The 24,409-nt window shown below is 70.2% G+C and carries 19 protein-coding genes and 1 pseudogene; 9 read left to right on the top strand and 11 right to left on the bottom strand.

Going from position 1 to position 24,409, the window contains the following annotated elements; translation table 11 throughout:
* Window positions 1-164 precede the first annotated feature (164 nt).
* Window positions 165-1,283, bottom strand: a complete 1,119-nt coding sequence (locus tag ABGB21_RS24910) for a hypothetical protein (RefSeq protein WP_347654730.1) — start codon at window positions 1,281-1,283, stop codon at window positions 165-167.
* Between the two features lie 534 nt (window positions 1,284-1,817).
* Between ABGB21_RS24910 and araB the strand changes: the two genes are divergently transcribed.
* From araB to mmsB, 6 genes are all read left to right on the top strand, one after another.
* Window positions 1,818-3,518 (top strand): ribulokinase, encoded by a 1,701-nt coding sequence (gene araB, locus ABGB21_RS24905; protein ID WP_347679809.1) that lies wholly within the window; start codon window positions 1,818-1,820, stop codon window positions 3,516-3,518.
* A complete protein-coding gene (locus ABGB21_RS24900) occupies window positions 3,515-4,192 on the top strand; it encodes an L-ribulose-5-phosphate 4-epimerase (RefSeq protein WP_347654732.1) in 678 nt (225 codons plus the stop codon). Before araB ends, ABGB21_RS24900 begins: the two co-directional genes overlap by 4 nt.
* Window positions 4,193-4,218: 26 nt before the next feature.
* On the top strand, window positions 4,219-5,736 hold the full coding sequence (gene araA / locus ABGB21_RS24895; RefSeq protein WP_347679807.1) for an L-arabinose isomerase: 1,518 nt from the start codon (window positions 4,219-4,221) through the stop codon (window positions 5,734-5,736).
* 70 nt (window positions 5,737-5,806) lie between these two features.
* Window positions 5,807-6,934 carry a multiple monosaccharide ABC transporter substrate-binding protein gene (gene chvE, locus ABGB21_RS24890; protein WP_347654734.1) on the top strand — a complete coding sequence of 376 codons (1,128 nt, stop codon included), beginning with the start codon at window positions 5,807-5,809 and terminating at the stop codon, window positions 6,932-6,934.
* Window positions 6,935-7,010: 76 nt separating this feature from the next.
* Complete coding sequence (gene mmsA, locus ABGB21_RS24885) at window positions 7,011-8,540, top strand: multiple monosaccharide ABC transporter ATP-binding protein (RefSeq protein WP_347679805.1); 1,530 nt, start codon at window positions 7,011-7,013, stop codon at window positions 8,538-8,540.
* Window positions 8,541-8,546: 6 nt separating this feature from the next.
* Complete coding sequence (gene mmsB / locus ABGB21_RS24880) at window positions 8,547-9,803, top strand: multiple monosaccharide ABC transporter permease (RefSeq protein WP_347654736.1); 1,257 nt, start codon at window positions 8,547-8,549, stop codon at window positions 9,801-9,803.
* Between the two features lie 127 nt (window positions 9,804-9,930).
* Here the strand turns inward: mmsB and ABGB21_RS24875 are convergent, their stop codons facing one another.
* Window positions 9,931-10,866, bottom strand: coding sequence for a cyclase family protein (locus ABGB21_RS24875; RefSeq protein ID WP_347679803.1), 936 nt, complete (start codon window positions 10,864-10,866; stop codon window positions 9,931-9,933).
* 191 nt (window positions 10,867-11,057) lie between these two features.
* Between ABGB21_RS24875 and ABGB21_RS24870 the strand changes: the two genes are divergently transcribed.
* On the top strand, window positions 11,058-11,252 hold the full coding sequence (locus ABGB21_RS24870; protein WP_347654738.1) for a hypothetical protein: 195 nt from the start codon (window positions 11,058-11,060) through the stop codon (window positions 11,250-11,252).
* 84 nt (window positions 11,253-11,336) lie between these two features.
* Here the strand turns inward: ABGB21_RS24870 and yjfF are convergent, their stop codons facing one another.
* From yjfF to ABGB21_RS24850, 4 genes are all read right to left on the bottom strand, one after another.
* Entirely contained in the window at window positions 11,337-12,353 is a 1,017-nt protein-coding gene (gene yjfF, locus ABGB21_RS24865) for a galactofuranose ABC transporter, permease protein YjfF (protein WP_347679801.1), read from the bottom strand.
* A 34-nt stretch (window positions 12,354-12,387) separates the two neighbouring features.
* Window positions 12,388-13,458 carry an ABC transporter permease gene (locus ABGB21_RS24860; RefSeq protein ID WP_347679800.1) on the bottom strand — a complete coding sequence of 357 codons (1,071 nt, stop codon included), beginning with the start codon at window positions 13,456-13,458 and terminating at the stop codon, window positions 12,388-12,390.
* Window positions 13,455-14,981 carry a sugar ABC transporter ATP-binding protein gene (locus tag ABGB21_RS24855; RefSeq protein ID WP_347654741.1) on the bottom strand — a complete coding sequence of 509 codons (1,527 nt, stop codon included), beginning with the start codon at window positions 14,979-14,981 and terminating at the stop codon, window positions 13,455-13,457. The genes ABGB21_RS24860 and ABGB21_RS24855 overlap by 4 nt, the downstream gene beginning before the upstream one ends.
* A gap of 76 nt (window positions 14,982-15,057) precedes the next feature.
* The gene (locus ABGB21_RS24850) at window positions 15,058-16,035 is read right to left on the bottom strand and encodes an ABC transporter substrate-binding protein (protein ID WP_347654742.1); all 978 of its coding nucleotides are present in this window, start codon (window positions 16,033-16,035) and stop codon (window positions 15,058-15,060) included.
* Window positions 16,036-16,508: 473 nt separating this feature from the next.
* Between ABGB21_RS24850 and ABGB21_RS24845 the strand changes: the two genes are divergently transcribed.
* Window positions 16,509-17,537: a LacI family DNA-binding transcriptional regulator gene (locus ABGB21_RS24845; protein ID WP_347654802.1), complete on the top strand. Its 1,029-nt coding sequence runs from the start codon at window positions 16,509-16,511 to the stop codon at window positions 17,535-17,537.
* A 19-nt stretch (window positions 17,538-17,556) separates the two neighbouring features.
* On the opposite strand, the gene ABGB21_RS24840 is transcribed toward ABGB21_RS24845, so the two are convergent.
* The 4 genes from ABGB21_RS24840 to ABGB21_RS24825 all read right to left on the bottom strand — a co-directional run bounded on the left by ABGB21_RS24840 (window position 17,557) and on the right by ABGB21_RS24825 (window position 23,077).
* Window positions 17,557-18,558, bottom strand: coding sequence for a LacI family DNA-binding transcriptional regulator (locus ABGB21_RS24840; protein WP_347654803.1), 1,002 nt, complete (start codon window positions 18,556-18,558; stop codon window positions 17,557-17,559).
* Window positions 18,559-18,792: 234 nt separating this feature from the next.
* Window positions 18,793-20,328, bottom strand: coding sequence for an alpha-N-arabinofuranosidase (locus tag ABGB21_RS24835; protein ID WP_347654743.1), 1,536 nt, complete (start codon window positions 20,326-20,328; stop codon window positions 18,793-18,795).
* Window positions 20,329-20,616: 288 nt separating this feature from the next.
* Entirely contained in the window at window positions 20,617-21,669 is a 1,053-nt protein-coding gene (locus tag ABGB21_RS24830) for a LacI family DNA-binding transcriptional regulator (RefSeq protein ID WP_347679798.1), read from the bottom strand.
* Between the two features lie 112 nt (window positions 21,670-21,781).
* Window positions 21,782-23,077, bottom strand: coding sequence for a DUF1996 domain-containing protein (locus tag ABGB21_RS24825; protein ID WP_347679796.1), 1,296 nt, complete (start codon window positions 23,075-23,077; stop codon window positions 21,782-21,784).
* 319 nt (window positions 23,078-23,396) lie between these two features.
* On the opposite strand from ABGB21_RS24825, the gene ABGB21_RS24820 reads away from it, so the two are divergent.
* Window positions 23,397-24,095, top strand: coding sequence for a DUF305 domain-containing protein (locus tag ABGB21_RS24820; RefSeq protein WP_347679794.1), 699 nt, complete (start codon window positions 23,397-23,399; stop codon window positions 24,093-24,095).
* A 43-nt stretch (window positions 24,096-24,138) separates the two neighbouring features.
* Here the strand turns inward: ABGB21_RS24820 and ABGB21_RS24815 are convergent.
* Window positions 24,139-24,402, bottom strand: a pseudogene (locus ABGB21_RS24815) (adenylyl cyclase); the annotation flags it as partial.
* Window positions 24,403-24,409 lie beyond the last annotated feature (7 nt).

Raw genomic sequence — 24,409 nt, 5'->3', positions numbered from 1 at the left:
GGGGACGGCCGGGACGGCGGCGATGCGGTACCAGGTGATCGTCTACGAACACGTACAGTGCAGTCAGAAGGGTGTCGATGTCGGCAGTCACGAGCAGACAACGACACCCTTCCCTGTGTCGATACGCCAAGTCCCCCACCAGGCCAGATTTAGGACTCAATCATCTAGCCTGTCGGCGCGACCGGTCCGGCCTTGTCCTGTGTGAACCTGTACGGCGCCGTCGGCAGCGGAAGGGCACAGATCCGGACTCCGTTGCTGCCGTTGACGTTGGTCAGGCCGTAGTTGATGGACTTGATGATGGTGTCGAGTTTCGCGAAGATGCCGTTGAACTCGGTCCAGAGGTCGTACGCCTGCTTGATGAGGTAGGCGGCGACGCCGTACCCGATGACTCCGCCGACCACCGTCTCGATGGTCGCGGTGCCGGCCACAATCGCGACGCCGATCTCGATGAGCTTGTCCAGCAACAGGCCCAGCACGGCGCCGGCCAGTTCGAACTCCTGGTACGCCAACTTGGCCGCCTGGTGGTACTCCGCGCCGACCGAACGGTAGACACCTTCCTGCGCGCTGATCGCCTGCCCCAGTCGCAGCAGGTAGTCCCGGCACCCGTCGGCCGCGTTGCCCCGCCACACCGCCGGCAGGTCGTTGGCGAAGGCAACGACGTTGTTGCCGAGGCACTCGACGGCCGCTCCGGCGTTCTGGAACTCGCTACCCGCTCTCCACAGCCCGTTCCAGTCACCAGCGATCCACTCCAGGAAGAACTCGAAGATGTCGTAGTTGAAGAGCTGGTAGATGATGTTGCGGATGTGCGCGCTGGCGCTCAACGTGTCGGCCAGATGGTTGAACTGGTATTCGAAGTTCGGCGCCTCCCGCATGTGGTTGCCCGGCTCGAGGTACCACTCCACCCCGTGGACGCCGCTGTCCTTGAAGAGCCGGCCGGTACGAGGCGGTGGAAGCTCCCTGAACCGGCCCTCGTCCTGTCCCACGAAAAAGCTGTCCAGGGCCCGGGCCGCCCGGTCGTCGGACTCCCGGTAGCGTTTGCCCGCCGCCTCCACCGCCCGGCCGGTGTCGCTGAGCAGCAGCGCGATCCGCTGCGTGTGCTCCTGTCCCCACCGGTACGTGTGCTGCACACCGCCCCGTACGGCGTTGAGGAGTCCCTCTCGGCCGGGTGGCAACTCCGCGTGGTGGGTCAGTCGGTACTGGATCTGGGAGGCATCGAGAAACGCCTCCTCGAGAGCCTTGGCCAACTGCTCGAGGCCGGCGTCGTCGACATGGAATTCGGCCAACCTCTGTCCTTCCCCCCGCACATCGGTCGAAGGAAACGCACCTGGAACCACCGAACCATCACGCGTGACGTTCCGACAACACTCACCGTGTTCGGAACAGTTCCGAACGCCTGTTCCGGGCCACCCTCGCCGGACCGTCCGGCGGTCCGTCGGCCGGTGCCGGCCGCTCGGCTCCGGCGTGATCGACAGTTATGATTGGTCGGTCCCCGGCGGGCTGGCCGGGAGGAGACGTGGCGCGGTGGTGGAGCGGCGGACCGGCGGCAACCGGGAGCGACCCGCACGCCGACCCGCACGCCGGGCTCGACCGACGGTCGGTTCTGTTACCGCTCACAGCAACGCTTCGACCAGCCGGCGGTTGCCTGTCAGCTGGCGCGGCCGATCGACGACTGACGAGGCGAACTGCACGTTACGGCAACCTGACCAACGTTACCCAAGCGTTACCTGCCCCGGTTGACCGGGCAAAATGTTAGCGATAACAATGTGCCTCACGACACGGCTGTCGCCGTACGCCCCCAGCACACCGAGGTGCCGCAGATGACGCATGACCAGTCGGAAGCTCTTGTCGTCGGGATCGACTTCGGCACGCTCTCCGGACGCGCCGTGGTCGTCCGGGTCTCCGACGGTGCCGAACTCGGTTCCGCGGTGCACGAATACCCCCACGCGGTGGTCACCGAGGCACTGCCGGGCAGCGGCACGCCCCTCGGCCCCGACTGGGCTCTCCAGGTCCCCGGCGACTACGTCGACGTACTGCGCAAGGCGGTCCCCGCCGCGATCGCCGCCGCCGGGGTCGACCCCGGCCGGGTGGTCGGGATCGGCACCGACTTCACCGCCTGCACGATGGTCCCCACCCTGGCCGACGGCACCCCCCTGTCCGAACTGCCCGCCTTCGCCGACCGGCCGCACGCCTACGTCAAGCTCTGGCGCCACCACGCCGCGCAACCGCAGGCCGACCGGATCAACCAGCTCGCCGCCGATCGCGGCGAATGGTGGCTGCCCCGCTACGGTGGGTTCATCTCCTCGGAGTGGGAGTTCGCCAAGGGGCTGCAGGTCCTGGAAGAGGACCCCGAGGTCTACGCCGCGATCGTGCACTGGGTCGAGGCCGCCGACTGGATCGTCTGGCAGCTCACCGGCAGCTACGTCCGCAACGTCTGCAGCGCCGGCTACAAGGGCATCCGCCAGGACGGTCGCTATCCCGACCCGGAGTTCCTGGCCGCGCTCAACCCCGACTTCGCCGACTTCGTCAGCAAGATCGACCAGCCGACCGGCGAGCTCGGCGCCCGCGCCGGCACCCTCTCCGCCCAGGCCGCCGAGTGGACCGGCCTGCCGGCCGGGATCGCGGTCGCGGTCGGCAACGTCGACGCGCACGTCACCGCCGCCGCCGGCCAGGCCCTCGACCCCGGCCAGATGGTGGCGATCATGGGCACCTCGACCTGCCACGTGATGAACGGCGCCGAACTGCGCGAGGTCCCGGGCATGTGCGGCGTGGTGGACGGCGGCATCGTCCCGGGACTGTGGGGCTACGAGGCCGGGCAGAGCGGCGTCGGCGACATCTTCGCCCACTTCGTACGCCGGCACGTTCCCCCGGACTACGTCGACGCGGCCCGCGCCGGCGGCATCTCGGTACACGAGCACCTGACCCGGCTGGCCGCCCGGCAGCGGATCGGCGAACACGGCCTGATCGCGCTGGACTGGCACAGCGGCAACCGTTCGGTGCTGGTCGACCACGAGCTCTCCGGCCTGCTCGTCGGGGAGACCCTGGCCACCCGCCCGGAGGACATCTACCGCGCCCTGATCGAGGCCACCGCGTTCGGCACCCGGACCATCATCGAGACGTTCACCGCCGCCGGGGTGCCGGTCACCGAACTGGTGGTCAGCGGCGGACTGGTCCGCAACAAACTGCTGATGCAGATCTACAGCGACGTCACCCGGCTGCCGCTGGCCCGGATCGTCTCCGACCAGGGACCGGCGCTCGGGTCGGCGATCCACGCGGCGGTCGCCGCCGGGGCGTACCCGGACATCCGGGCCGCCGCCGCCCGGATGGGCGGGGTTGAACGGGGCGTCTACCAGCCCGACGAGGCCGCCGCCGCCCGGTACGACGAGCTGTACCGCGAGTACCGGGAACTGCACGACCACTTCGGACGGGGAGGGAACACCGTGATGCGCAGACTGCGGGCCATCCAACGGCGGGCGCTTACCGAACCGGCACCTGCCGGTGACGAGCTGGTGACCCGGTGACCCGGACCGTGGCGGCGGTCGCCGAGACCATCGCCGTACTCCGTCGTGAGGTCGCCGCGCTGCACGCCGAGCTGCCCCGTAACCAACTGGTGGTCTGGACCGCCGGCAACGTGTCGGCCCGGGTGCCGGGCGCCGACCTGCTGGTGATCAAACCCTCCGGTGTCGCGTACGACGAGATCAGCCCGGCGAACATGGTGGTCACCGACCTGACCGGCACGCTCGTCGACGGCGACCTCGCGCCCTCCTCGGACACCGCCGCGCACGCGTACGTCTACCAGCACATGCCTCAGGTCGGCGGGGTGGTGCACACCCACTCGACGTACGCCACCGCCTGGGCGGCCCGGGGCGAGCCGATCCCCTGCGTCCTCACGATGATCGCCGACGAGTTCGGCGGTGAGATCCCGGTCGGGCCGTTCGCGCTGATCGGTGACGACTCGATCGGCCGGGGCATCGTGCAGACCCTCGCCGGACACCGCTCGCCGGCGGTGCTGATGCGCAACCACGGCGTCTTCACCATCGGCGCCACCGCGAAGGCCGCGGTGAAGGCGGCCGTGATGTGCGAGGACGTGGCCCGCACCGTACACATCGCCCGCCAGCTCGGCACCCCGCTGCCGATCGCCGAGCGGGACATCGACGCGCTGTACGCGCGCTACCAGAACGTCTACGGGCAGTGAACCTGCCACCGACCGGAGGGTCCGTCATGCCGAGCAGCAGCAAGCCACAGGTCTGGTTCCTCACCGGGAGCCAGCACCTGTACGGTCCGGAAACGCTGGCGCAGGTCGCCGACCAGTCCCAGCGCATCCAGCGTGAGCTGGTCTCCTCCGGCCGGCTCTCCGTCGAGCTGGTGTGGCAGCCGGTCCTCACCGACGCGGCGGCGATCCGCCAGGTGATGCTCGCGGCCAACGCCGACCCGGCCTGCCTCGGGGTGATCGCCTGGATGCACACGTTCTCCCCGGCCAAGATGTGGATCACCGGTCTGGACGCGCTCCGCAAGCCGCTGCTGCACCTGCACACCCAGCTCAACCTGAGCCTGCCCTGGCAGTCCATCGACATGGACTTCATGAACCTCAACCAGGCCGCGCACGGCGACCGGGAGTTCGGTTTCGTGCAGACCCGGCTCGGGGTGGCTCGCAAGACCATTGCCGGACACGTCTCGGATCCGCGTACCGTCGAGCGGGTCGACGGTTGGGCCCGGGCCGCGGCCGGCGTCGCCCACCTGCGCGGACTGCGGCTGGCCCGGTTCGGCGACAACATGCGGGACGTGGCGGTCACCGAGGGCGACAAGGTCGAGGCCGAGCTGCGGTTCGGCTTCTCGGTCAACACGTACGGGGTCAACGACCTGGTCGCCGCGGTCGACGCGGTCGAGGACAAGGCGGTCGACGCGCTGGTCGCCGAGTACGCCGACGTCTACCGGCTGGCGCCGGAACTGGTCCGGGGCGGTGACCGGCACGACTCGCTGCGCTACGCGGCGCGGATCGAGGCGGGGCTGCGCCAGTTCCTGAGCGCCGGGGACTTCGGCGCCTTCACCACCAACTTCGAGGACCTGGGCGGGCTGCGCCAGTTGCCCGGCCTGGCCGTGCAGCGGCTGATGGCCGACGGCTACGGCTTCGGCGGCGAGGGCGACTGGAAGACGTCGGCGCTGCTGGCCGGGGTGAAGGCGATGGGCGCCGGCACCGGCCGGGGCACCTCGTTCATGGAGGACTACACCTACCACTTCGGACCGGGCGAGCCGAAGATCCTCGGCGCGCACATGCTGGAGGTCTGCCCGAGCATCGCCGGCGGGCAGCCGTCGTGTGAGATCCACCCGCTGAGCATCGGCGGCCGGGAGGACCCGGTGCGGCTGGTCTTCGACGCCGCCCCCGGCCCGGGCGTGGTGATCGGCATGGTCGACCTCGGCGACCGGTTCCGGCTGGTGGCCAACGAGGTCGAGGTGGTCACCCCGGACGAGCCCCTGCCGAACCTGCCGGTCGCCCGGGCGGTGTGGAAGCCGGCGCCGAGCCTCTCCACCTCGGCCGAGGCGTGGCTCACCGCCGGCGGACCGCACCACACCGTACTGACCCAGGCGGTCGGTGCCGAACCGCTGCGGGACTTCGCCGACATGCTGCACACCGAACTGCTGCTGATCGACGAGCACACCACCGCCGTCGACTTCCGGGACCGGATGCGCTGGAACCAGGCATACCACCGGCTCGCCCAGGGCATTCCGACCAACCGTTGAGCACCGCCGGTCGTCGGCCGGCACACCACGGACGGGTCCACCGAATCCGCCACCGATGAAGGAGAGAACAATGAAGTTCACCCGGCTCGTGACGGCGGCCACCGCCGTCACGCTGGCCGCCGCCCTGTCCGCCTGCGGCTCGAGCACCAAGACGGTGGACGAGAAGCCGCAGGCCGGTGACAACGCCGGCGCGCTGATCGGGGTCACCATGCCCACCAAGCGATCCGAGCGCTGGGTCGCCGACGGCGACAACGTCAAGAAGCAGCTCGAGGCGCTCGGCTACAAGGTCGACCTGCAGTACGCGGAGGACGACATCCCGACGCAGGTCAACCAGCTGGAGAACCAGATCACCAAGGGCGCCAAGCTGCTGATCATCGCGTCCATCGACGGCACCGCGCTGACCAGCCAGCTGGAGCAGGCCAAGGCGGCCAACATCCCGGTCATCGCCTACGACCGGCTGATCCGCAACAGCCCCAACGTCGACTACTACGCCACCTTCGACAACTTCAAGGTCGGGGTGCAGCAGGCGACCTCGCTGCTGGTCGGCCTGAAGCTGCTGAAGGAGGACGGCACCCCGGGCGAGGCGAAGGGGCCGTTCAACGTCGAGCTGTTCGCCGGCTCGCCGGACGACAACAACGCCACGTTCTTCTTCAACGGGGCGATGAGCGTGCTGCAGCCGTACATCGACAAGGGCACCCTCAAGGTGGCCAGCGGCCAGACCGACTTCAAGACCGTGGCGATCCTGCGCTGGGACCCGGGTACCGCGCAGAAGCGGATGGAGGACGTGCTCACCTCCACGTACCGCAGTGGGGCGAAGGTCGACGGCGTGCTGTCGCCGTACGACGGCCTGTCGATCGGCATCCTGTCCGCGCTGAAGAGCGCCGGCTACGGGGTGGCCGGGCAGCCGTACCCGGTGGTGACCGGTCAGGACGCGGAGAAGGCGTCGGTGAAGTCGATCATCGCCAACGAGCAGTTCTCCACCATCTACAAGGACACCCGTAAGCTCGCCGAGGTGACCGTGAAGATGGCCGACGCGCTGCTCAAGGGCGGCACGCCCGAGGTCAACAACACCAAGGACTACGACAACGGCAACAAGGTGGTGCCGTCGTACCTGCTCGACCCGGTGATCGTCGACAAGAGCAACTACAAGCAGGCGCTGATCGACAGCGGCTACTACACCCAGGCCGACCTGAGCTGACCCGGCGGTCCCGCCCCGTGGCCGTCGGCCACGGGGCGGGTCCCGTCATGGGCACCCGCGGAAAGCAGTGAGGACCATGAGCGACCACATCCTGCAGATGCGCGGCATCACCAAGTCGTTTCCCGGAGTCAAGGCGTTGCAGGACGTCAACCTGTCGGTGCGCCGGGGACAGATCCACGCCATCTGCGGCGAGAACGGCGCGGGCAAGTCCACGCTGATGAAGGTGCTGTCCGGGGTCTACCGGCACGGGACGTACGAGGGTGAGATCGTCTTCGACGGCGAGCCGTGCCGGTTCTCCGGGATCCGGGACAGCGAGCAGCGCGGCATCGTCATCATCCACCAGGAACTGGCGCTCGCCCCGCAGCTGTCGATCGCGGAGAACATCTTTCTCGGCAACGAGCGGGCCCGGCGGGGCCTGATCGACTGGAACCGGACCAACCACGAGGCCGCGCTGCTGCTCAAGCGAGTCGGCCTGGTCGAGAACCCGACCACCGTCGTCTCCGACGTCGGGGTGGGCAAGCAGCAGCTCGTGGAGATCGCCAAGGCGCTCTCCAAGGAGGTACGGCTGCTGATCCTCGACGAGCCGACGGCCGCGCTCAACGACGAGGACTCGGCGCACCTGCTCGACCTGCTCCGGGGGCTGCGCGACGAGGGCATCACCTGCGTGATCATCTCGCACAAGCTGAACGAGGTGATCTCGATCGCCGACGCGATCACCATCCTCCGGGACGGTCGGACCATCGAAACCCTCGACATGGCCACCGACCAGGTGACCGAGGACCGGATCATCTCCGGCATGGTCGGGCGCGACCTCGACCACCGGTTCCCGCCGCGCGAGCCGAAGATCGGCACGGAGGTGCTGCGGATCGAGGACTGGACCGTCTACTCCCCCGTCCAGCACGACCGGCGGGTGGTCAGCGGCGCCAACCTAACCCTGCGCCGGGGTGAGATCGTCGGGCTGGCCGGGCTGATGGGCGCCGGCCGCACCGAGCTGGCGATGAGTGTCTTCGGGCGGTCGTACGGGCACCGGATCTCCGGGCGGATCGTCAAGGACGGTCAGCCGATCGAGCTGCGCAGCGTCCAGGACGCGATCCGGCACGGCATCGCGTACGCCACCGAGGACCGGAAGCGGTACGGACTGAACCTGATCGAGGACATCAAGCGGAACGTCTCCGCCTCGGGGTTGGGCAAGCTGGCCCGGCGGGGCTGGGTGGACGACAACCGGGAGTACCAGGTCGCCGACGGCTTCCGCCGGGACCTGAACATCAAGGCGCCGAACGTGCTCAGCGTGACCGGCAACCTCTCCGGCGGAAACCAGCAGAAGGTCGTACTGTCCAAGTGGATCTTCACGGATCCGGACGTGCTGATCCTCGACGAGCCGACCCGGGGCATCGACGTCGGTGCCAAGTACGAGATTTACGCGATCATCAACCGGTTGGCCGACGAGGGGAAGGCGATCCTGCTGATCTCCTCCGAGCTGCCCGAACTGCTCGGTCTGTCGGACCGGATCTACACGCTCTCGGCCGGCCGGATCACCGGCGAGGTGCCCCGGGCGGAGGCCACCCAGGAGCGCCTCATGACATACATGACCAAGGGACAGGAGTAGACCGCGATGACCAGCGTCGCACCAACCAACGCCGACCTCGCGGTCGACAGCACCCCGGCCGCGCCGGGCAGCCCCGACGGCGCTCCCCGCCGGTTCACGATCAACCTGCGGCAGAGCGGCATCTACATCGCCTTCGCCTTCATCGTCGTGCTGTTCTCGGTGCTGACCGGTGGCGACATGCTGCAGCCGCAGAACATCAGCAACATCGTGGTGCAGAACTCCTACATCCTGATCCTGGCGATCGGGATGATCATGATCATCATCGCCGGGCACATCGACCTGTCGGTCGGCTCGGTGGTCGCGGTCTGTGGCGCGGTCACCGCCGTACTGACCGTCAACCACGGCGTACCGTGGCCGCTGGCGCTGCTGATCACCCTGGTCGTCGGTGGTCTGATCGGCGCCTGGCAGGGTTTCTGGATCGCCTACTTCGGCATCCCGGCGTTCATCGTCACCCTCGCCGGCATGCTGCTGTTCCGCGCGCTGACCCTGACCACGCTCGGCAACCAGGGCATCGGCCCGTTCCCGGACGAACTGCGGACCCTCTCCAACGGGTTCACCGAGGGCTACCTCGGCAACGTCGGCCTCGGGCCGCTCGGCGGCGCGGACCTGTTCAGCCTGCTGATCGGCCTGGTCGCGGTCGCCGGCATCGCGACCACCCAGTGGCGGTCCCGGGCCGCGCGGATCCGCTACCAGCAGACCGTCGACCCGATGCCGGTCTTCCTGCTCCGGATCATCATGCCGTCGATCGTGCTGCTCTTCGTGGTGGTGCAGTTGGCCCGGTTCCGCAACCTGCCGTGGGTGCTGGTGCTGTTGACCGGACTGGTGATCGGCTACTCGGTGCTGACCAACCGGTCCGTCTTCGGCCGGCAGATCTACGCGGTGGGCGGCAACCTGCACGCCGCCACGCTCTCCGGCGTGAAGGTCAAGTCGGTGATCTTCTGGATCTTCGTCAACATGGGCGTGCTCGCCGCCCTCGCCGGGGTCATCTTCGCCGGCCGGCTCAACCAGGCCAACCCGGTCGCCGGCAACCAGTTCGAACTGGACGCGATCGCGGCGGCGTTCATCGGCGGCGCCGCGGTCCAGGGCGGGGTCGGCCGGATCGTCGGGGCGATCACCGGCGGCCTGATCATGGGTGTGATCAACAATGGGATGTCCCTGCTGAACGCACCCTCGGAGCGGGTCATGCTGGTCAAGGGCCTGGTCCTGCTGGCCGCCGTCGCGTTCGACGTCTGGACCAAGCGCCGCGCCGGCGCCGCCCGCTGACCCCGGTCCACCACCGGGTACGACCACACGGGTCCGGCCGCCCCTCGCCGGTGGCCGGACCCGTCGTCGCGGCAGCGCGTGAGAGCGGCAGCCACTCGCGCACCGGCCCGGCGGGTCGCAGCTCAGGTCAGAAAGTGGCGATCGGGTTGACCGGGCTGCCGGACGTACCGGCGAAGCGGACCGGCGCGACCGCGAGCTGGAAGTCCCACTGGCCGAGCTCGGCAGCCGTCGTCGCGCACCCCTCCAGGTCGCAGTTGTCGAGCAGCCACAGACCCATCGCGACGAGACCCACGGCGTGCACCGGCATCAACACGTCCTCGTACCCCGACGGCTGCACGTCCTGGGGGGTGTCGGCGCCGATCAGCGCGACCTCCCGTTCCTGGAGCCACGGCAGGCAGGACGCGTGCCAGCCGGCCTGCGTGACACCGCCGGCCGCACCGGCCTCGTGGCGGAAGCGGCCATAGCCGGTCCGCAGCAGCACCGCGTCGCCGGACCGGACCCGCACACCCTGGCGCCGCTCGGCCTCCTCGAGATCCTCGGGAAACACGGCCTGCCCCGGCTCCAACCACGGCACCTCGCGGACCCGCGCGATGTCCAGCAGGACCCCACGCGTGACGATCCCGTTCGCCGCCGCCGTGACGGCCGCCCACCCCGATCCCGTCCCGGCGTCGACCAACGAGTGCGACCGCCCGTTGTACATCGTGCCGTCCCAGAAGATGTGGCACGGCGAGTCGACGTGCGTGACCGTGTTGCCGTGGAAGGTGATGCCGAGCCGTTCGGACGAGAAGCCCCAACGCCGGTCGGCATGGAAGGCGGGCGGCATCTGCTCGGCACCCGGCATGTCGGCGGCGCACGGACACGTCGTCGTCGCCCGCTCCATCTCCTCCGGTACGGCAACCTCCCACGCGCACGACACGCTCCTGCCGTGGCGCACAGCCCGGGCCGCCGCCAGCCGGACGTCGTCGGTGATGTGGTTCAGCGTCCCGAGCTGGTCGTCGTCGCCCCACCGTCCCCAGTTCGACAGCGTGCGGAAATACCCGAGCACGTCGTCCTGTGTGGGCATCGGTCGCCCTGCCGTCATCTCCGCATCGACTCCTCCGGTCACGCGCCTCGAGGCACCGCAGGCAGGTTATCCCGGCTCTGCCCGACGTACCGGGACCCGCCGAGCCGGTATGACACCAGATCACGACCTACGGCGCCCGGATCACACGGATTGCGACCAGCCCGACCGGCCCGTTCCTCGACCGCAACGGGGTGCCGTTGACCTCCGGCGACGGCACCGAGATCCTGCCCGGACACGGCGGCGTGCACGGCCCCGGCCACCAGGCGGTCCTCGCCGACGTCGACGGCGACGTCCTCTTCCACCACTACTACGCCGACAACGGCACGGCCCTGCTCGGCATCAACCTGCTCAACTACGACGCCGCCGGCTGGCCGTACGTCCACTGACCGCCGTACGTCCACTGACCGCCGGCCGTGAACCGTCGCCGACGGTACGGGAGTCCGGGCGGCCGCCCGCCCGGACTCCCCCGGTCAACGGTGCGTCCGGTGGGTGACCAGCCGCTGCAGCAGGATGAACGCGAGCAGCAGCACCCCGATCACGATCCGGGTCCACCACGAACTGAGATCGCCCTGGAACGTGATGATCGTCTGGATCAGCCCGTAGACCAGCACCCCGAGCACCGTGCCGAAAAGGTAACCGGAGCCGCCGGTAAGCAGGGTTCCGCCGATCACCACGGCGGCGATCGCGTCGAGTTCCATGCCCTGGGCGTGCAGGCTGTAACCGGAGAGCATGTAGAAACTGAGCAGTACGCCACCGAGCGCCGAGCAGAACCCGCTGATCGTGTAGACCACGATCCGGGTACGACCCACCGGCAGTCCCATCAGCCCGGCCGACTGCGGATTGCCGCCGACGGCGTACACGGTCCGGCCGAACCGGGTGTACGCGAGGACGTACGCGGCGACCAGCACCACCAGCACGGCGACGACCGCGCTGATCGAGACGAAGAACCCGCCGAACGCGAGCCGCTGCTGCGCGACGCCGGTCCAGAACGGGTCGGCGATCGGCACCGACGCGTCGCTGATCAGGAAGCACAGGCCCCGGGCCAGGAACATCCCGGCCAGGGTGGCGATGAACGGCTGCACCTCGAAGAAGTGGATGATGCAGCCCATGCCGAGGCCGATGGTGGTACCGACGAGCAGGACCAGGGGCAGCACCACGGCGGCCGGCCAGCCGGCGTTGAGCAGTTCCGCCGCGATCAGGGTGGTGAGCGCGACGACCGCCCCCACCGACAGGTCGATGCCGCCGGTGAGGATCACGAAGGTCATGCCGACCGCGACCACGAGCAGGAACGCGTTGTCGACGAAGATGTTCAGCACGATCTGGGTGTCGGAGAAGCCCTCGTAGTTGACCACCCCGACGCCGTACATCAGGACCAGCAACCCCAGGGTGGCGAGCACCGGGACGTGCCGCTGGTTCGGTCGGTAGCCGCGGCCACGGACGCCGGTGGCGGTGGCCGCCGGCGGCGTCCGGGTCTCCAGGTCGGTCATCGCGCCTCCTCGCTCTGCACGTGCTCCCGCCGGCTCACACCGGCACCTCTGTCCGCGCCGTGGGCGGGGCCGGATCGGGTACGTCCGGTCCGCGCCGTCGCCGGCCGAGGACCCGGGCCCGGAAGGCGGGTGACTGGGCGAGACAGAGCACCACCACCACGATCGCCTTGAACAGCAGGGTGGTGTTGGTCGGTACGCCGATCGTGTAGATGGTGATGTCCAGCGTCTTGATCACCAGGGCGCCGATCACACTGCCGAGGACGGAGAACCGGCCGCCGGCCAGCGCGGTGCCGCCGATCACCACCGCGAGGATCGCGTCGAGTTCGATGAGGTTGCCGGCGTTGTTGCCGTCCGCGCTGGAGACGTTCGAGCTGACGATCAGGCCGGCCAGACCGGCGCAGAAACCGGCGAAGACGTACACCAGCACGGTGAGCCGGCGGGCGTTGACGCCGGCCAGTCGGCTCGCCGTGGGATTGCCGCCGACCGACTCGATCAGCAGGCCGAGCGCGGTACGCCGGGTGAGCACCAGGGTGCCGGCGACCATCACCGCGACGATGAGGACCGAGACCGGGAAGGTGAGCCAGTAGTCTTTTCCGATCACCTCGTAGGGGCCGGAGTTCACCGTGATGATCTGTCCGTCGGTGACGAGCTGGGCGACCCCGCGACCGGCGACCATGAGGATCAGCGTCGCGATGATCGGCTGGATGCCGACGGCGGCGACGAGCAGTCCGTTTCCGGCGCCGAGCAACAGGGACAGGCCGAGCGCGAGGGCGACCGCGCCGAGCACTCCGCCGAGGCTGTTCTGGTCGCCGAGTCCGACGATCCACCAGCAGGCGACCGCTCCGGAGATGGCGACGACCGAGCCGACCGACAGGTCGATGCCGCCGGTGGCGATGACCAGGGTCATGCCGAGGGCGACCAGGGCGAGCGGGGCGGCGGAGCGCAGGATGTCGATCAGCGAGCCGTAGAGGTGGCCTTCACGTACCTCGATCGACAGGAAGCTGGGCGTGAAGACGAGGTTGCCGACGATGAGCAGCACGAGTACGCCGACCGGCCAGACCAGCCGGTGGCGGAGCAGGGCAGACAGGGTGGCCGGGGATATCATGCCGCACCTCCACTGGCGATGGTCCGCATGATCCGGTCGGCGTCGACGTCCTCGGAGTTCTCCACCTGCTCGACCATCCGCCGGTCGCGAAGTACCGCGATCTTGTGGCTCAGCCGTAGCACCTCCTCGAGTTCGGCGCTGATGAACAGCACCGCCATCCCGCCGTCGGAGAGTTCGACGACAAGCCGCTGGATCTCCGCCTTGGCGCCGACGTCGATTCCCCGGGTCGGCTCGTCCACGATCAGCAACCGGGGCTCGGTGATCAGCCAGCGGGCGAGCAGCACCTTCTGCTGGTTTCCGCCGCTGAGGTGCCCGACCCGGGCCTCCGGGTCCGCCGGTCGGATGTCCAGTGCGCGGACGTACCGGTCGACAAGCTCGTCCTGGCGGCGTCGCGGAATCGGCCGTGACCAGCCGCGGGCCGCCTGGAGGGCGAGGATGATGTTCTCCCGGACGGTCAGCTCCTCGACCAGCCCCTCGGTACGCCGGTTCTCGGAGCAGAAGGCGATCCGGTGTCCCATCGCGTTCCGGGGGTTGCGGAGGCTGACCTCGGCACCGTCGATCCGGAGGCTGCCGTGGTCGGCCCGGTCCGCGCCGAAGAGCAGCCGGGCCACCTCGGTACGCCCCGAGCCGAGCAGGCCGGCGAGGCCCACCACCTCCCCGGCGTGGATGGTGAGGCTGAACGGGGCCACCGCCCCGTCGCGTCCCAGTTCCCGGGCGTCGACGACCGGTTCGCCCCGTTCGACGGTGGCGAGTGGACGTCGGGAGTGTTCGGCCAGTTCGTCCAGGGTGGCGAGCTCCTTGCCGATCATCCGACCGACGAGTTCCAGCGGGGAGAGTTCGGCGACCCGGTACTCGCCGATCAGTCGCCCGTTGCGCAGCACGGTCATCCGGTCGGCGATCTCGTAGACCTGGTCGAGGAAGTGCGAGACGAACAGGATCGCCACCCCCTCGCTCTTGAGTTGGCGCATGACCCGGAACAGCTGGGCGACCTCACCGGCGTCCAGGCTGGACGTCGGCTCGTCGAGGATGAGCACCTTGGCGGAGACGTCCACCGCCCGGGCGATCGCCACCATCTGCTGCACGGCCAGCGAGTACGTGCCGAGCGGCGCGGTGACGTCGATGTCGAGCCCGAGCCGACCGACCAGTTCACTGGAGTGGCGCCGCAGTTCGGCCCAGCGGATGGCGCCGAGGCGCCGGGGTTCGCGGCCGAGTTGGATGTTCTCCGCCACCGAGAGGTTGGGGCAGAGGTTGACCTCCTGGTACACGGTGCTGATGCCGGCCTGTTGGGCCTGCGGCGGGCCGGTGAACCGGACCGGTTCGCCGGCCAGTCGGATGTCGCCCTCGTCGATGTCGTAGACCCCGGTCAACACCTTGATCAGGGTCGACTTCCCGGCGCCGTTCTCGCCCATCAGGGCGTGCACCTCGCCGGGCAGCATCCGGAAGTCCACCCCGGCCAGGGCGACCACGCCGGGGAACCGCTTGCTGATGCCGGTCATCGTGAGGATCGGTGCTGCCTCGGCCATGTCCTCCCCGTCCCGAGCCCGCCGCCCCGGCCTGGTTCGGCCGGGGCGGTCGGTGTCCCGTCGTCGCTGATCGTGCTCAGTACTGGCGCTGCGGGAGCACGGCCTTCGCCTGCTCCTGGGTGAAGGTGGTCTCCTCGGTCACCACCCGGTCCGGGACGGTCTCCCCGGCCACGACCTTCTTGGCGAGGTCCATCAGCTGTGGCCCGAGCAACGGGCTGCACTCGACGATGAAGTTGATTTTGCCGTCGGCGAGGGCCTGCATGCCGTCGCGCACCGCGTCGACGGTGATGATTGTGATGTCGACGCCGGGCTTCTTGCCGGCCGCCTCGATGGCCTCGATCGCGCCCAGGCCCATGTCGTCGTTGTGCGCGTAGAGCACGTCGATGTCGGTGTGCGCCTTGAGGAACGCGTCCATCACCTCCTTGCCCTTCGCCCGGGTGAACTCACCGGTCTGCGAGGCGATGACCTTGAACTTCGGGTCAGCCTTGATCACCTCCGCGAAACCGTCGCGACGGTCGTTGGCCGGGGCGGAACCGGTGCTGCCCTGCAGCTCGACGATGTTCACCTGCTCCGACTTGCCCTGGTACGCCTCGACCAGCCACTGACCGGCCTTCTTGCCCTCCTCGACGAAGTCCGAGCCGAGGAAGGTCTTGTACAGCGACTTGTCCGGCGAGTCGATGGCCCGGTCGGTGAGGATCACCGGAATGCCGGCGTCCTTCGCCTCCTTGAGGACCGTGTCCCAACCGGACTCGACCACGGGCGAGAAGGCGATCACGTCGACCTTCTGCTGGACGAAGCTGCGGATCGCCTTGATCTGGTTCTCCTGCTTCTGCTGGGCGTCGGAGAACTTCAGTTCGATGCCCGCCTCCTCGGCGGCCTTCCGTACCGAGTCGGTGTTCGCGGTACGCCACCCGCTCTCCGCACCCACCTGCGAGAAACCCATGGTGATCCGGCCGTCGTCGGCGCCGCCGGACCCGTTACCGCCACCGCAGGCGGAGAGCGTCGCGGCGACCAGCACGCCGCCGAGCACCGCCACGGACCATCTCTTGAACACTGCGCCCTCCTGTCGTCTGCCGCCGGCAGGGCGGCGGATCGGTCCGCGCCCCCGGCGCGGCTCGCCGGCCTGCCGGCCGGTCGAGGTGAACGATCACATTTCTGATCTTGAGGTGCTGACTGACGATCGACGGTGATGGAGCTGCCACCGGGACAGTCCCGGCGCGGACGACAGATCAGAGCGGAGCCACGTCCACCACGGAGCGGTCGGTGTCCTTCATCACATGCCGCGTGCGAGAATGTTACCGTTCTCTATCTCGGCGTCAAGACCGACTGCGAGAACGTTTCCGGCGCGTTACCCACCGCACCGACGAGCGCTCGACCGAGGCGGTGTCGGCCGAACACCGCTCACGGCCGGTAGAGTGTGATCGGTAACATCAAGATCAGGAGGATCACGTGCGGTTGAATCCCCCGCCCGGAGACGGAGACACCGGACCGGCTGAGGCGGCGCGGATCCGCCAACGCGGCTCGGTCATGCGGGACGTCGCCCGGCTGGCCGGCGTGTCCCACCAGACCGTGTCGCGGGTGCTCAACGACCACCCGAACGTCCGCCAGGAGACCCGGCTACGGGTCCTGGAGGCGATGCGGGCGCTGAACTACCGGCGCAACCTCGCCGCTCGTACGCTGGTCACCCGCCGGTCGCGCACGCTGGGCATCATCGGTTTCGAGACCACGCTGTTCGGGCCCGCCTCGATGCTCTACGGCATCGAGGACGCCGCCCGGCGGGCCGGCTACTTCGTCAGTGTCGCGACGGTGCCGAACCTCGACCGTCAGTCGATACTCGACGCCATCGACCGGCTCTGCCAACAGTCGGTGGAGGGAATCGTCGCGATCGCACCGAAGCCCACGGTCACCAACGCGCTGCTGCAGGTCCCGGCCGGGCTGGCCAGCGTCGGAGTGGGCGGCGCGGTCGACGACGACGCCGTGCCCACCGTACGGATCGACAACGCCGACGGAGCCCGGCTGGCCACCCAGCACCTGCTCGACCTCGGCCACGCCACGGTCCACCACGTGGCCGGTCCGCCGGACTGGCCCGAGGCACACGAACGGATCGAGGGCTGGCGACGTACCCTTTACGCCGCCGGGGCGATCGTGCCCCCCGTCGAGCCGGGCGCGTGGACCGCCCGCTCCGGCTACGAACAGGGCAGGTTGTTGGCCGCCGACCCCTCGGTGACCGCGATCTTCTGTGGCAACGACCAGATCGCGCTCGGGGTGCTGCGTGCCCTGCACGAGGCCGGCCGCCGGGTGCCCGAGCAGGTCAGCGTGGTCGGCTTCGACGACACGCCCGACTCGGAGTACTTCATCCCGCCGCTGACCACGGTCCGGCAGGACTTCGCCGAACTCGGTCGGCGCAGTCTCACGGTGCTGCTCCACCAGATCGACCAGCAGCACGACGCGGCACCGCCCGACCACGTGGTGCTCGCGCCGGAACTGGTGGCCCGGGCCAGTACGGCCAGTCCGGGCCGAGCCCGCCGCCGCACCCGCGCACCGCTGTCGGATTGAGCCGCCCGGTCGACACGGTTCAGCCGGGCGGTGCCGCGACGCTGGCCCGGCGGACCAGGGTCGGCGCGACGGTCCGACGCAGAGTGCCGGGATCACCGGGTCCGAGCTGGGCCAGCAGCAGGTCGAGACTCGCCTCGGCCACCGCGGCGAAGTCGGGGCGCACCGTGGTCAACGGCGGCATAAAGTACGCCGCCTCCGGCACGTCGTCGAAGCCGACCAGGCTGACCTCGTCGGGCACCCGGCGGCCGGACTCACTCAGCGCCCGCAGCACACCGAGCGCGAGGTGGTCGTTCGCGGTGAAGACGGCGGTGACCTCCGGCATCCGGGCCAGCAGCTGACCGCACCGGTAGCCGGAGGCGGCGGACCAGTCCGCCGGCATCACCGGCGGTACCTCGGCACCCGCCGCCAGCAACTCGTCCCGCCAGCCCTCGATCCGGCCCGCGCTGTCGAACCAGTCCGCCGGCCCCGAGACGTGCCACACCGTACGGTGGCCCGCGTCCAGCAGATGCCGGGTCGCCGCCCTGGCACCGGCGATCTGGTCGACGGTGACCAGCGGCACCGGCCGGCACGGATCGCCGTCGACGGTGACCAGGGGCACGTCCTTGGGCAACCGCTCCAGCGCCTCTCCGGCCGACTCGACCGGCGCGATCACCACGATGCCGGCGACCCGGTGGGTCAGGTGCCGCTCGACGACCGCCGAGATGGAACGGTGGTCCAGGTTGCGGACGCTGCCGACACTGACCGCGAAGCCCGCCTCGGCGGCCGCCTGTTCGAAGGCGGCCAGCAGGGACGCCGGGCCGTAGAGGGTGGTGTTCTGCGCCACCACACCGATCACCTGCGAGCGGCCGGTGACCAGGGCACGGGCCGCGCGGTTGGGTCGGTAGCCGAGTTCGGCGATGGCGGCCTGGACCCGCAACCGGGTCTGCTCCCGGACGTTCGGGTGCCCGTTGAGCACTCGCGACACCGTCTGGTGGGATACCCCGGCGAGGCGGGCCACGTCGGTCATCGCGGGATCGCGCATCACCATCTCGCTCCCCCGCCTTCCCGCCGCCTACGTCCGTCTCCCGCCGGCCCTGCCGGGGTCGCGTCCTCTCGGGCGCGACGGCCACGGCGGCACCGCAACGGTGACGGGCGGGTGCGGGGATCTCCGCCAGTGTAGGTGAGTGACTCCCGAGCAACCGGCCCGAGGTGGCCCGGCCACCAACGGTGGCCGGGCCACGGGTGCCGCCGGCCTCGACGTCGGGGCCGACCGGCGTCAGTCCGCCCGACGGCGCAGCCGGACCGCGTTCCAGGAGACCCGGGGAAGCTCCACTGTGGCGGTGCCGGCCTCGACCGGGCCGGCGTCGGCCGGACGCAGGGTGACCCGGTCGGGAGCCTCGGCCGTGTTCGTCGCGGTCAGGTCGTCGTCGGTGAGCGTCCACGCCTCCGCGACGTCCCACTCGCCACCGAACCGGCTCAGGTCGACCGTCAGCCGGACCGGCTGGTGCTGGTCGCGGTTGACCGCGAAGAGGACCACGTCCCGGTTGGCCGGGTCGTGGGTGGCGACCGCGTCCACCACCGGCACCTCGCCGTACCGCTCGGTGACGTAGGTCGGCGAGTCGAGCCGGGTGGCGAGCACGTCGCCCCGGGCCAGCGCGGCGGTCCGGGCGAACGGGTGGAAGATCGTCTGTCGCCAGGCCGGACCACCCGGTTCGGTCCGGATCGGCGCGATCACGTTGACCAGCTGGGCCAGGCAGGCCGCGGTGACCCGGTCGCTGTGCCGGAGCAGGGAGATCAGCAGGTTGCCCACCACCACGGCGTCGGTGACGTTGTACTCGTCCTCGATCACCCGGGGCGCCACCCCCCACTCCGCCGACGTCGGCTGCCCCAGCTGGCCCTGCTGCTCCTGGAAGCGGGTCAGGTACCAGACGTTCCACTCGTCGAACGAGATCATGATCTTTTTCTTGCTGCGCAGCCGGGCGCCCACACTGTCGGCGGTGGCGACGACGCTGTCCACGAAGTGGTCCATGTCCACGGCGCTGGCCAGGAACGAACCCCGGTCGCCGTCACGCTCCTCGTAGTAGGCGTGGCAGGAGATGTAGTCGACAAGGTCGTAGGTGTGCTCCAGGACCGTGGCCTCCCAGGCGCCGAAGGTCGGCATCGACGACCCGGAACTGCCACAGACGACCAGTTCCAGGTCCGGCTCGGCGGCCCGGAGCGCCCGGGCGGTGTTGGCGGCGAGCAGCCCGTACTCCTGGGCCGTCTTGTGGCCGATCTGCCACGGCCCGTCCAGCTCGTTGCCGAGACACCACATCCGGATCCCGTACGGCTCCTTCGCGCCGTTGGCCCGACGCAGGTCGGACAGGTACGTCCCGCCGCCGTGGTTGACGTACTCGTGCACGTCGAGCGCCTCCTGCACGCCCCGGGTGCCGAGGTTGACCGCGTACATGATCTCGAGGTCGGCCCGGGACGCCCAGCGGGCGAACTCGTCGACGCCGACCTCGTTGGTTTCGACGCTGTGCCAGGCCAGGTCCCGGCGGCGCGGCCGGTCCGCGACCGGTCCGATGCCGTCCTCCCACCGGTAGCCGGAGACGAAGTTGCCACCCGGATACCGCACCACGCTCACCCCCAGTTCCCGGACCAGCGCCAGTACGTCGGTGCGGAAGCCGTCCCCGTCGGCCAGCGGGTGTCCCGGCTCGTAGATGCCGGTGTAGACGCACCGTCCCATGTGTTCCACGAACGATCCGAAGGTACGGCGGTTGACCGGGGCCACCACGGTGGCGGGGTCCAGGGCGACAGCGGCGTTGAGCATGAACGATCCTTCCGGGGGTGCTGGTGTCACAGGGGCGGCCACCGGGCGCCCGGGGCGGGGGGGTACGCCACGGCAACCCTCGGGCCGCACCGTGACGGTAACGCCGGCCGGGACCGGCACGTCCGGCGGGCGGTGTCTGTCGACGGATGGGGAAGGGTAGGCGATGCCGGGCACTCGGACAGCCGGGGGGCCGGCGGTACAGCGGGGACGCCGTCCGTTCCCCCGCCGAGCACCGGTCGAGCCGCGGCTGACCGTCGTACGTCCGCTCTTCCCGGCCGGTGCAGGTGTTCAGGCCGACTGCCGGACGACCAGGGTCGGGGCGAAGATGACCGAGCGCGCCGCCCGCTGCGGGTCACGCAGTTGGGCGAGCAGCAACTGCGCCATCTCCCCGGCCATCTCCTCGACCGGCTGGCGGACCGTGGTGAGCTGCGGATGCGACTCCCGGGCGGCGATGCTGTCGTCGAAGCCGACCACCGCGACGTCCTCCGGCACCCGGTGGCCGCGCTCCTGGAGGGCCCGCACCGCACCCTCGGCCATCAGGTCGTTGGCGACGAAGAGGCCGTCGATGTCCGGGTGCCGGTCCACCAGCCGGTGGGTCGCCGCCTCGCCACTGCCCCGGGTGAAGTCGCCCCGGACGAACGGCACCTCGACCCCGAGGCGGGCCGTGACCGCTGCTCGGAAGCCGGCAAGCCGGTCCTGCCCGGCCGGCATGTCCTGCGGACCGCAGACGGTGGCCAGCCGGCGCCGACCCCGGTCGACCAGATGCTCGGCGGCCAGCCGGGCACCGGCCTGCTGGTCGACGTCGACGTAGCTGACCGGCACCGGACGGCCGGGTCGGGCCGACAGGACGGCCGGGATGCCGAGGTCGACCAGGTGTTGGGGCAGTGGGTCGGCGCCGTGACTCGAGATGAGCAGCACCCCGTCGACGTGCCCCTGCCGCAGGTAGCGGGTGACCATGTGGTGGGCCGGCGGGTCCGCCGGAATGATGACGAGGTGGATGCCCCGGGGGCGGAGCACCTCCTGCGCCCCGGCGGTGACCCGACCGATGTACGGATCCGTGAAGATCCGTTGCAGGAACGGCGCCTCGTAGCCGTTGTGCCCGGGCGCCTCCGAGACGATCAGGGCCATCGAGTCGGTCCGTCGGGTGACGAGGGAACGGGCGGCGAGGTTCGGAACGTACCCGGTCTCGGCTATCGCCCGCTCGACCGCGGCCCGGATGCGCGGGTCCACGGTGGGCACCTCGTTGATGACCCGGGAGACGGTGGCCCTGGACACCCCGGCCGCCTCGGCGACCTGCTCGAGCGTGGGGCGTCCCGTCGCGTCCGCCTGGCGGGCCGTCATGGCACAGTTATAGCACCAGCGGTCACCGCGCCCGGCCCCGTCGCCGGGCCCCCTGGGCACCGGCCGGACGCCCCGCCGGCCCGGGTGACCGGGCCGGCGGGAGTGGTGTCGGTCACGGACGGCCGTCGGTCCCGCACTTGATGATCGGCCGGATGCAGTCCCGGACCCGACGGGCCAGTTCCTCCTCCGGCCAGGCGTTGAAGAAGTCGCCGTGCATGGTGAACCCTCCGCCGGAGGCCAGTCGGAAGCGTGACGCCGGGCCGTTGACCGGGTACCGCAGCACCTGGCGCAGCTTCGGCACCGGCACCGGGTGGGTGGCCGGGCAGTCGCCGCCGACCGGGTACGCCATGTGGCTCTTGTGGTCCGGCGAGTCGAGGTCGCGGCCGTTCCAGCACTGTGGGAAGTCGAGGTAGGACTCCAGCATGCTGTCGGCCGGGCAGGTGATGAAGTCCTTCGACGCCCCGACCTCGTTGTGGTGCAGGCACGACCACCGGGAGATGGTGGTCTCGTCCGGTCCGGTGGCACGGGCGTTGCCCGCGACGATCCGCAGGCCCAGCGGGAACGGCTGGATCCGGGCGATCACGTCGTCCCGGACCCCCTCGCCCAGGTAGTAGAAGATCCCGGTGACCGGCTCCACCGGCTGGTTGTCGGCGTAGAGGGTGGGAACCCAGTACGACGACGTGTCGACCACCGGGTTGCAGTTGGTGGCACCGGCGAGCAGGTCACCGACGTTGGTGTACGCGTTGGTCACCCGGCTGCCGAAGAAGCTGTGCATGTGCGAGGCGCCCGGCAGGTTCGGGTAGATGATCGGGTCGTCCGGCAGCCGGTGGCTGAACGGGCAGTCGGCGAGGAACTCGGAGACCCGCACGATCGGCCCGCCCGGCGGCGGGTTGGTCGGCGGCGGGGTGCCCCCGGTGCCGTGCACCTCGAACTCCCAGAGTGAAACGCCGAACTGGGTGGCCCGCTGGGTGGCGTACAGCCGGACGTACCGGCCGGTGCCGGAGACGGCGAGGTCCTGGACGCCGCCGGTCCCGTTCGTGGTGGTGTGGATGGTGGTCCAGGTGTTGCCGTCCGACGACGTCTGGACGGTGAACGTCCGGGCGTACGCGGCCTCCCAGCGCAGCACGACCCGGTTGACCGTGGCGGTGGCGCCGAGGTCGACCCGCAACCACTGCGGGTCGGCGAAGGCGCTGGACCAGCGGGTGCCGGGGTTGCCGTCGACCGCGTTCGCGGCGGGGCTGCCGCCGTTCTCGGCGGAGGAGGCGGTGGCCGGGCGGCCCCGGGAGAGCAGGACGTCGGCGGCGGCGGCCGGTGTGGCGCCGGCCACCAGGTAGCCGCCGAGCAGGGCGAGCAGGGCGACGGCGAGCGAGAGGGTACGCGGCCGTCTGCGGAGGGTGGTCCGGTACATGACGACTCCTACTGGTAGACCCGGACGTGGTCGGCGTGCATCCGGGCGGGGACGGCGTGCTGCCGCCGGGCGGTGGACGACCCGGTCCATCGGTAGTCCCGGGGTGGACGGTGGAGGGGAGAGAGCGACAGAGAGAGCGCTCTCTCATCTTTTTACTTTGACCGACACATGGCCATGTGTCAATGTAGATCCATCCCCCTGCTGATCAACCTGCCCCAGAGCGGTCCGCCGGCTCCCGATCGGCCCGGAACCTCGACGGACATCACCGGATGGCGGAGAACAGCCCAGGGAGCGCTCCCCTAACCCCTCGGGAGGATCCGTGCGATCGCGCCGTCACCGCACCCCGACCCTCATCCTTCTGCTGGCCGTCCTGGTCGCCCTGGCCGGCTGCGGTGGCGGCGGTGGCGGTCCGCCCGCCACGGAGGTCAGCCCGCCGACCGTCGGCACCGGCCCTCCGGGCGCCGGGTCCGGCGCACCCGTCACCGGATCCCGCTCTCCGGCCGCCGGGACCGTGCCGACCGACACCGTCACGGCCTCCGAGGCGCCGAGCGGGTTCGGCGCCACCGACCGGGCCTGGCTGCAGCTGACCATCGCGATGGACGAACGGATCATCCCGGTCTTCGACCACCTACCCGAACGGGTCGACGACCCGCGACTGCGCGCGCTGATTCGCCGGTTCGAGGCATCCCACCACGACACGCTGCCCCGGCTACGTGCCCTGTACGGACAATCCGGCGGCCCCGCGCGGAACCCGCACGAGGGCCATGACATGCCGGGGATGGCGACCCCGGCACAGCTCGCGGCGGCACGCCGGGCCACCGGCCGGGCCGCCGCCGAGCTCTTCGCCGAACTGGTGCGCGCCCACCTGGACCAGTCGGTCCGGCTCGCCCGGGCCGAGCGGGAGCACGGTGTCGAACCGGCCACCCGGGCCGTCGCCGCCGAGATCGAACGAACCCGCGCCGACCAGCGCGCACAACTGGACCGGCTGCTGCCGGCCGCTGGCACCACCACCGGTTGACCCGGCCGGCCGTTCACGTCGACGGCCGGCCGGGTGACTCCGGTCAGGGAACCGGATACTCCGTCAGATGGACCGGCGCACCGGTCCGGGTGGTGTCGGCCGGGTCACCCAGGCCGTTGACCACGTGGTCGATCGTGCCGGCGCTCAGGTTCACCGTCATCACGTGGTGCAACCGGACCCCCGGCGTCACCGGCACCTCGAAGCCGTTCTCGGTGTGGATCGACGGGTTGTTCTGGTTGAAGACGTACACGCCACCGCCGTACAGGGTGTGGTGGCGTACCCGGTCGCCGACCTTGTAGCCGGCGTACCGTTAC

Origin of the sequence: Plantactinospora sp. B24E8, from assembly GCF_039871735.1 — a bacterium.
Classification (GTDB): domain Bacteria; phylum Actinomycetota; class Actinomycetes; order Mycobacteriales; family Micromonosporaceae; genus Plantactinospora.
This window is presented reverse-complemented; position numbering and strand designations above follow the sequence as displayed.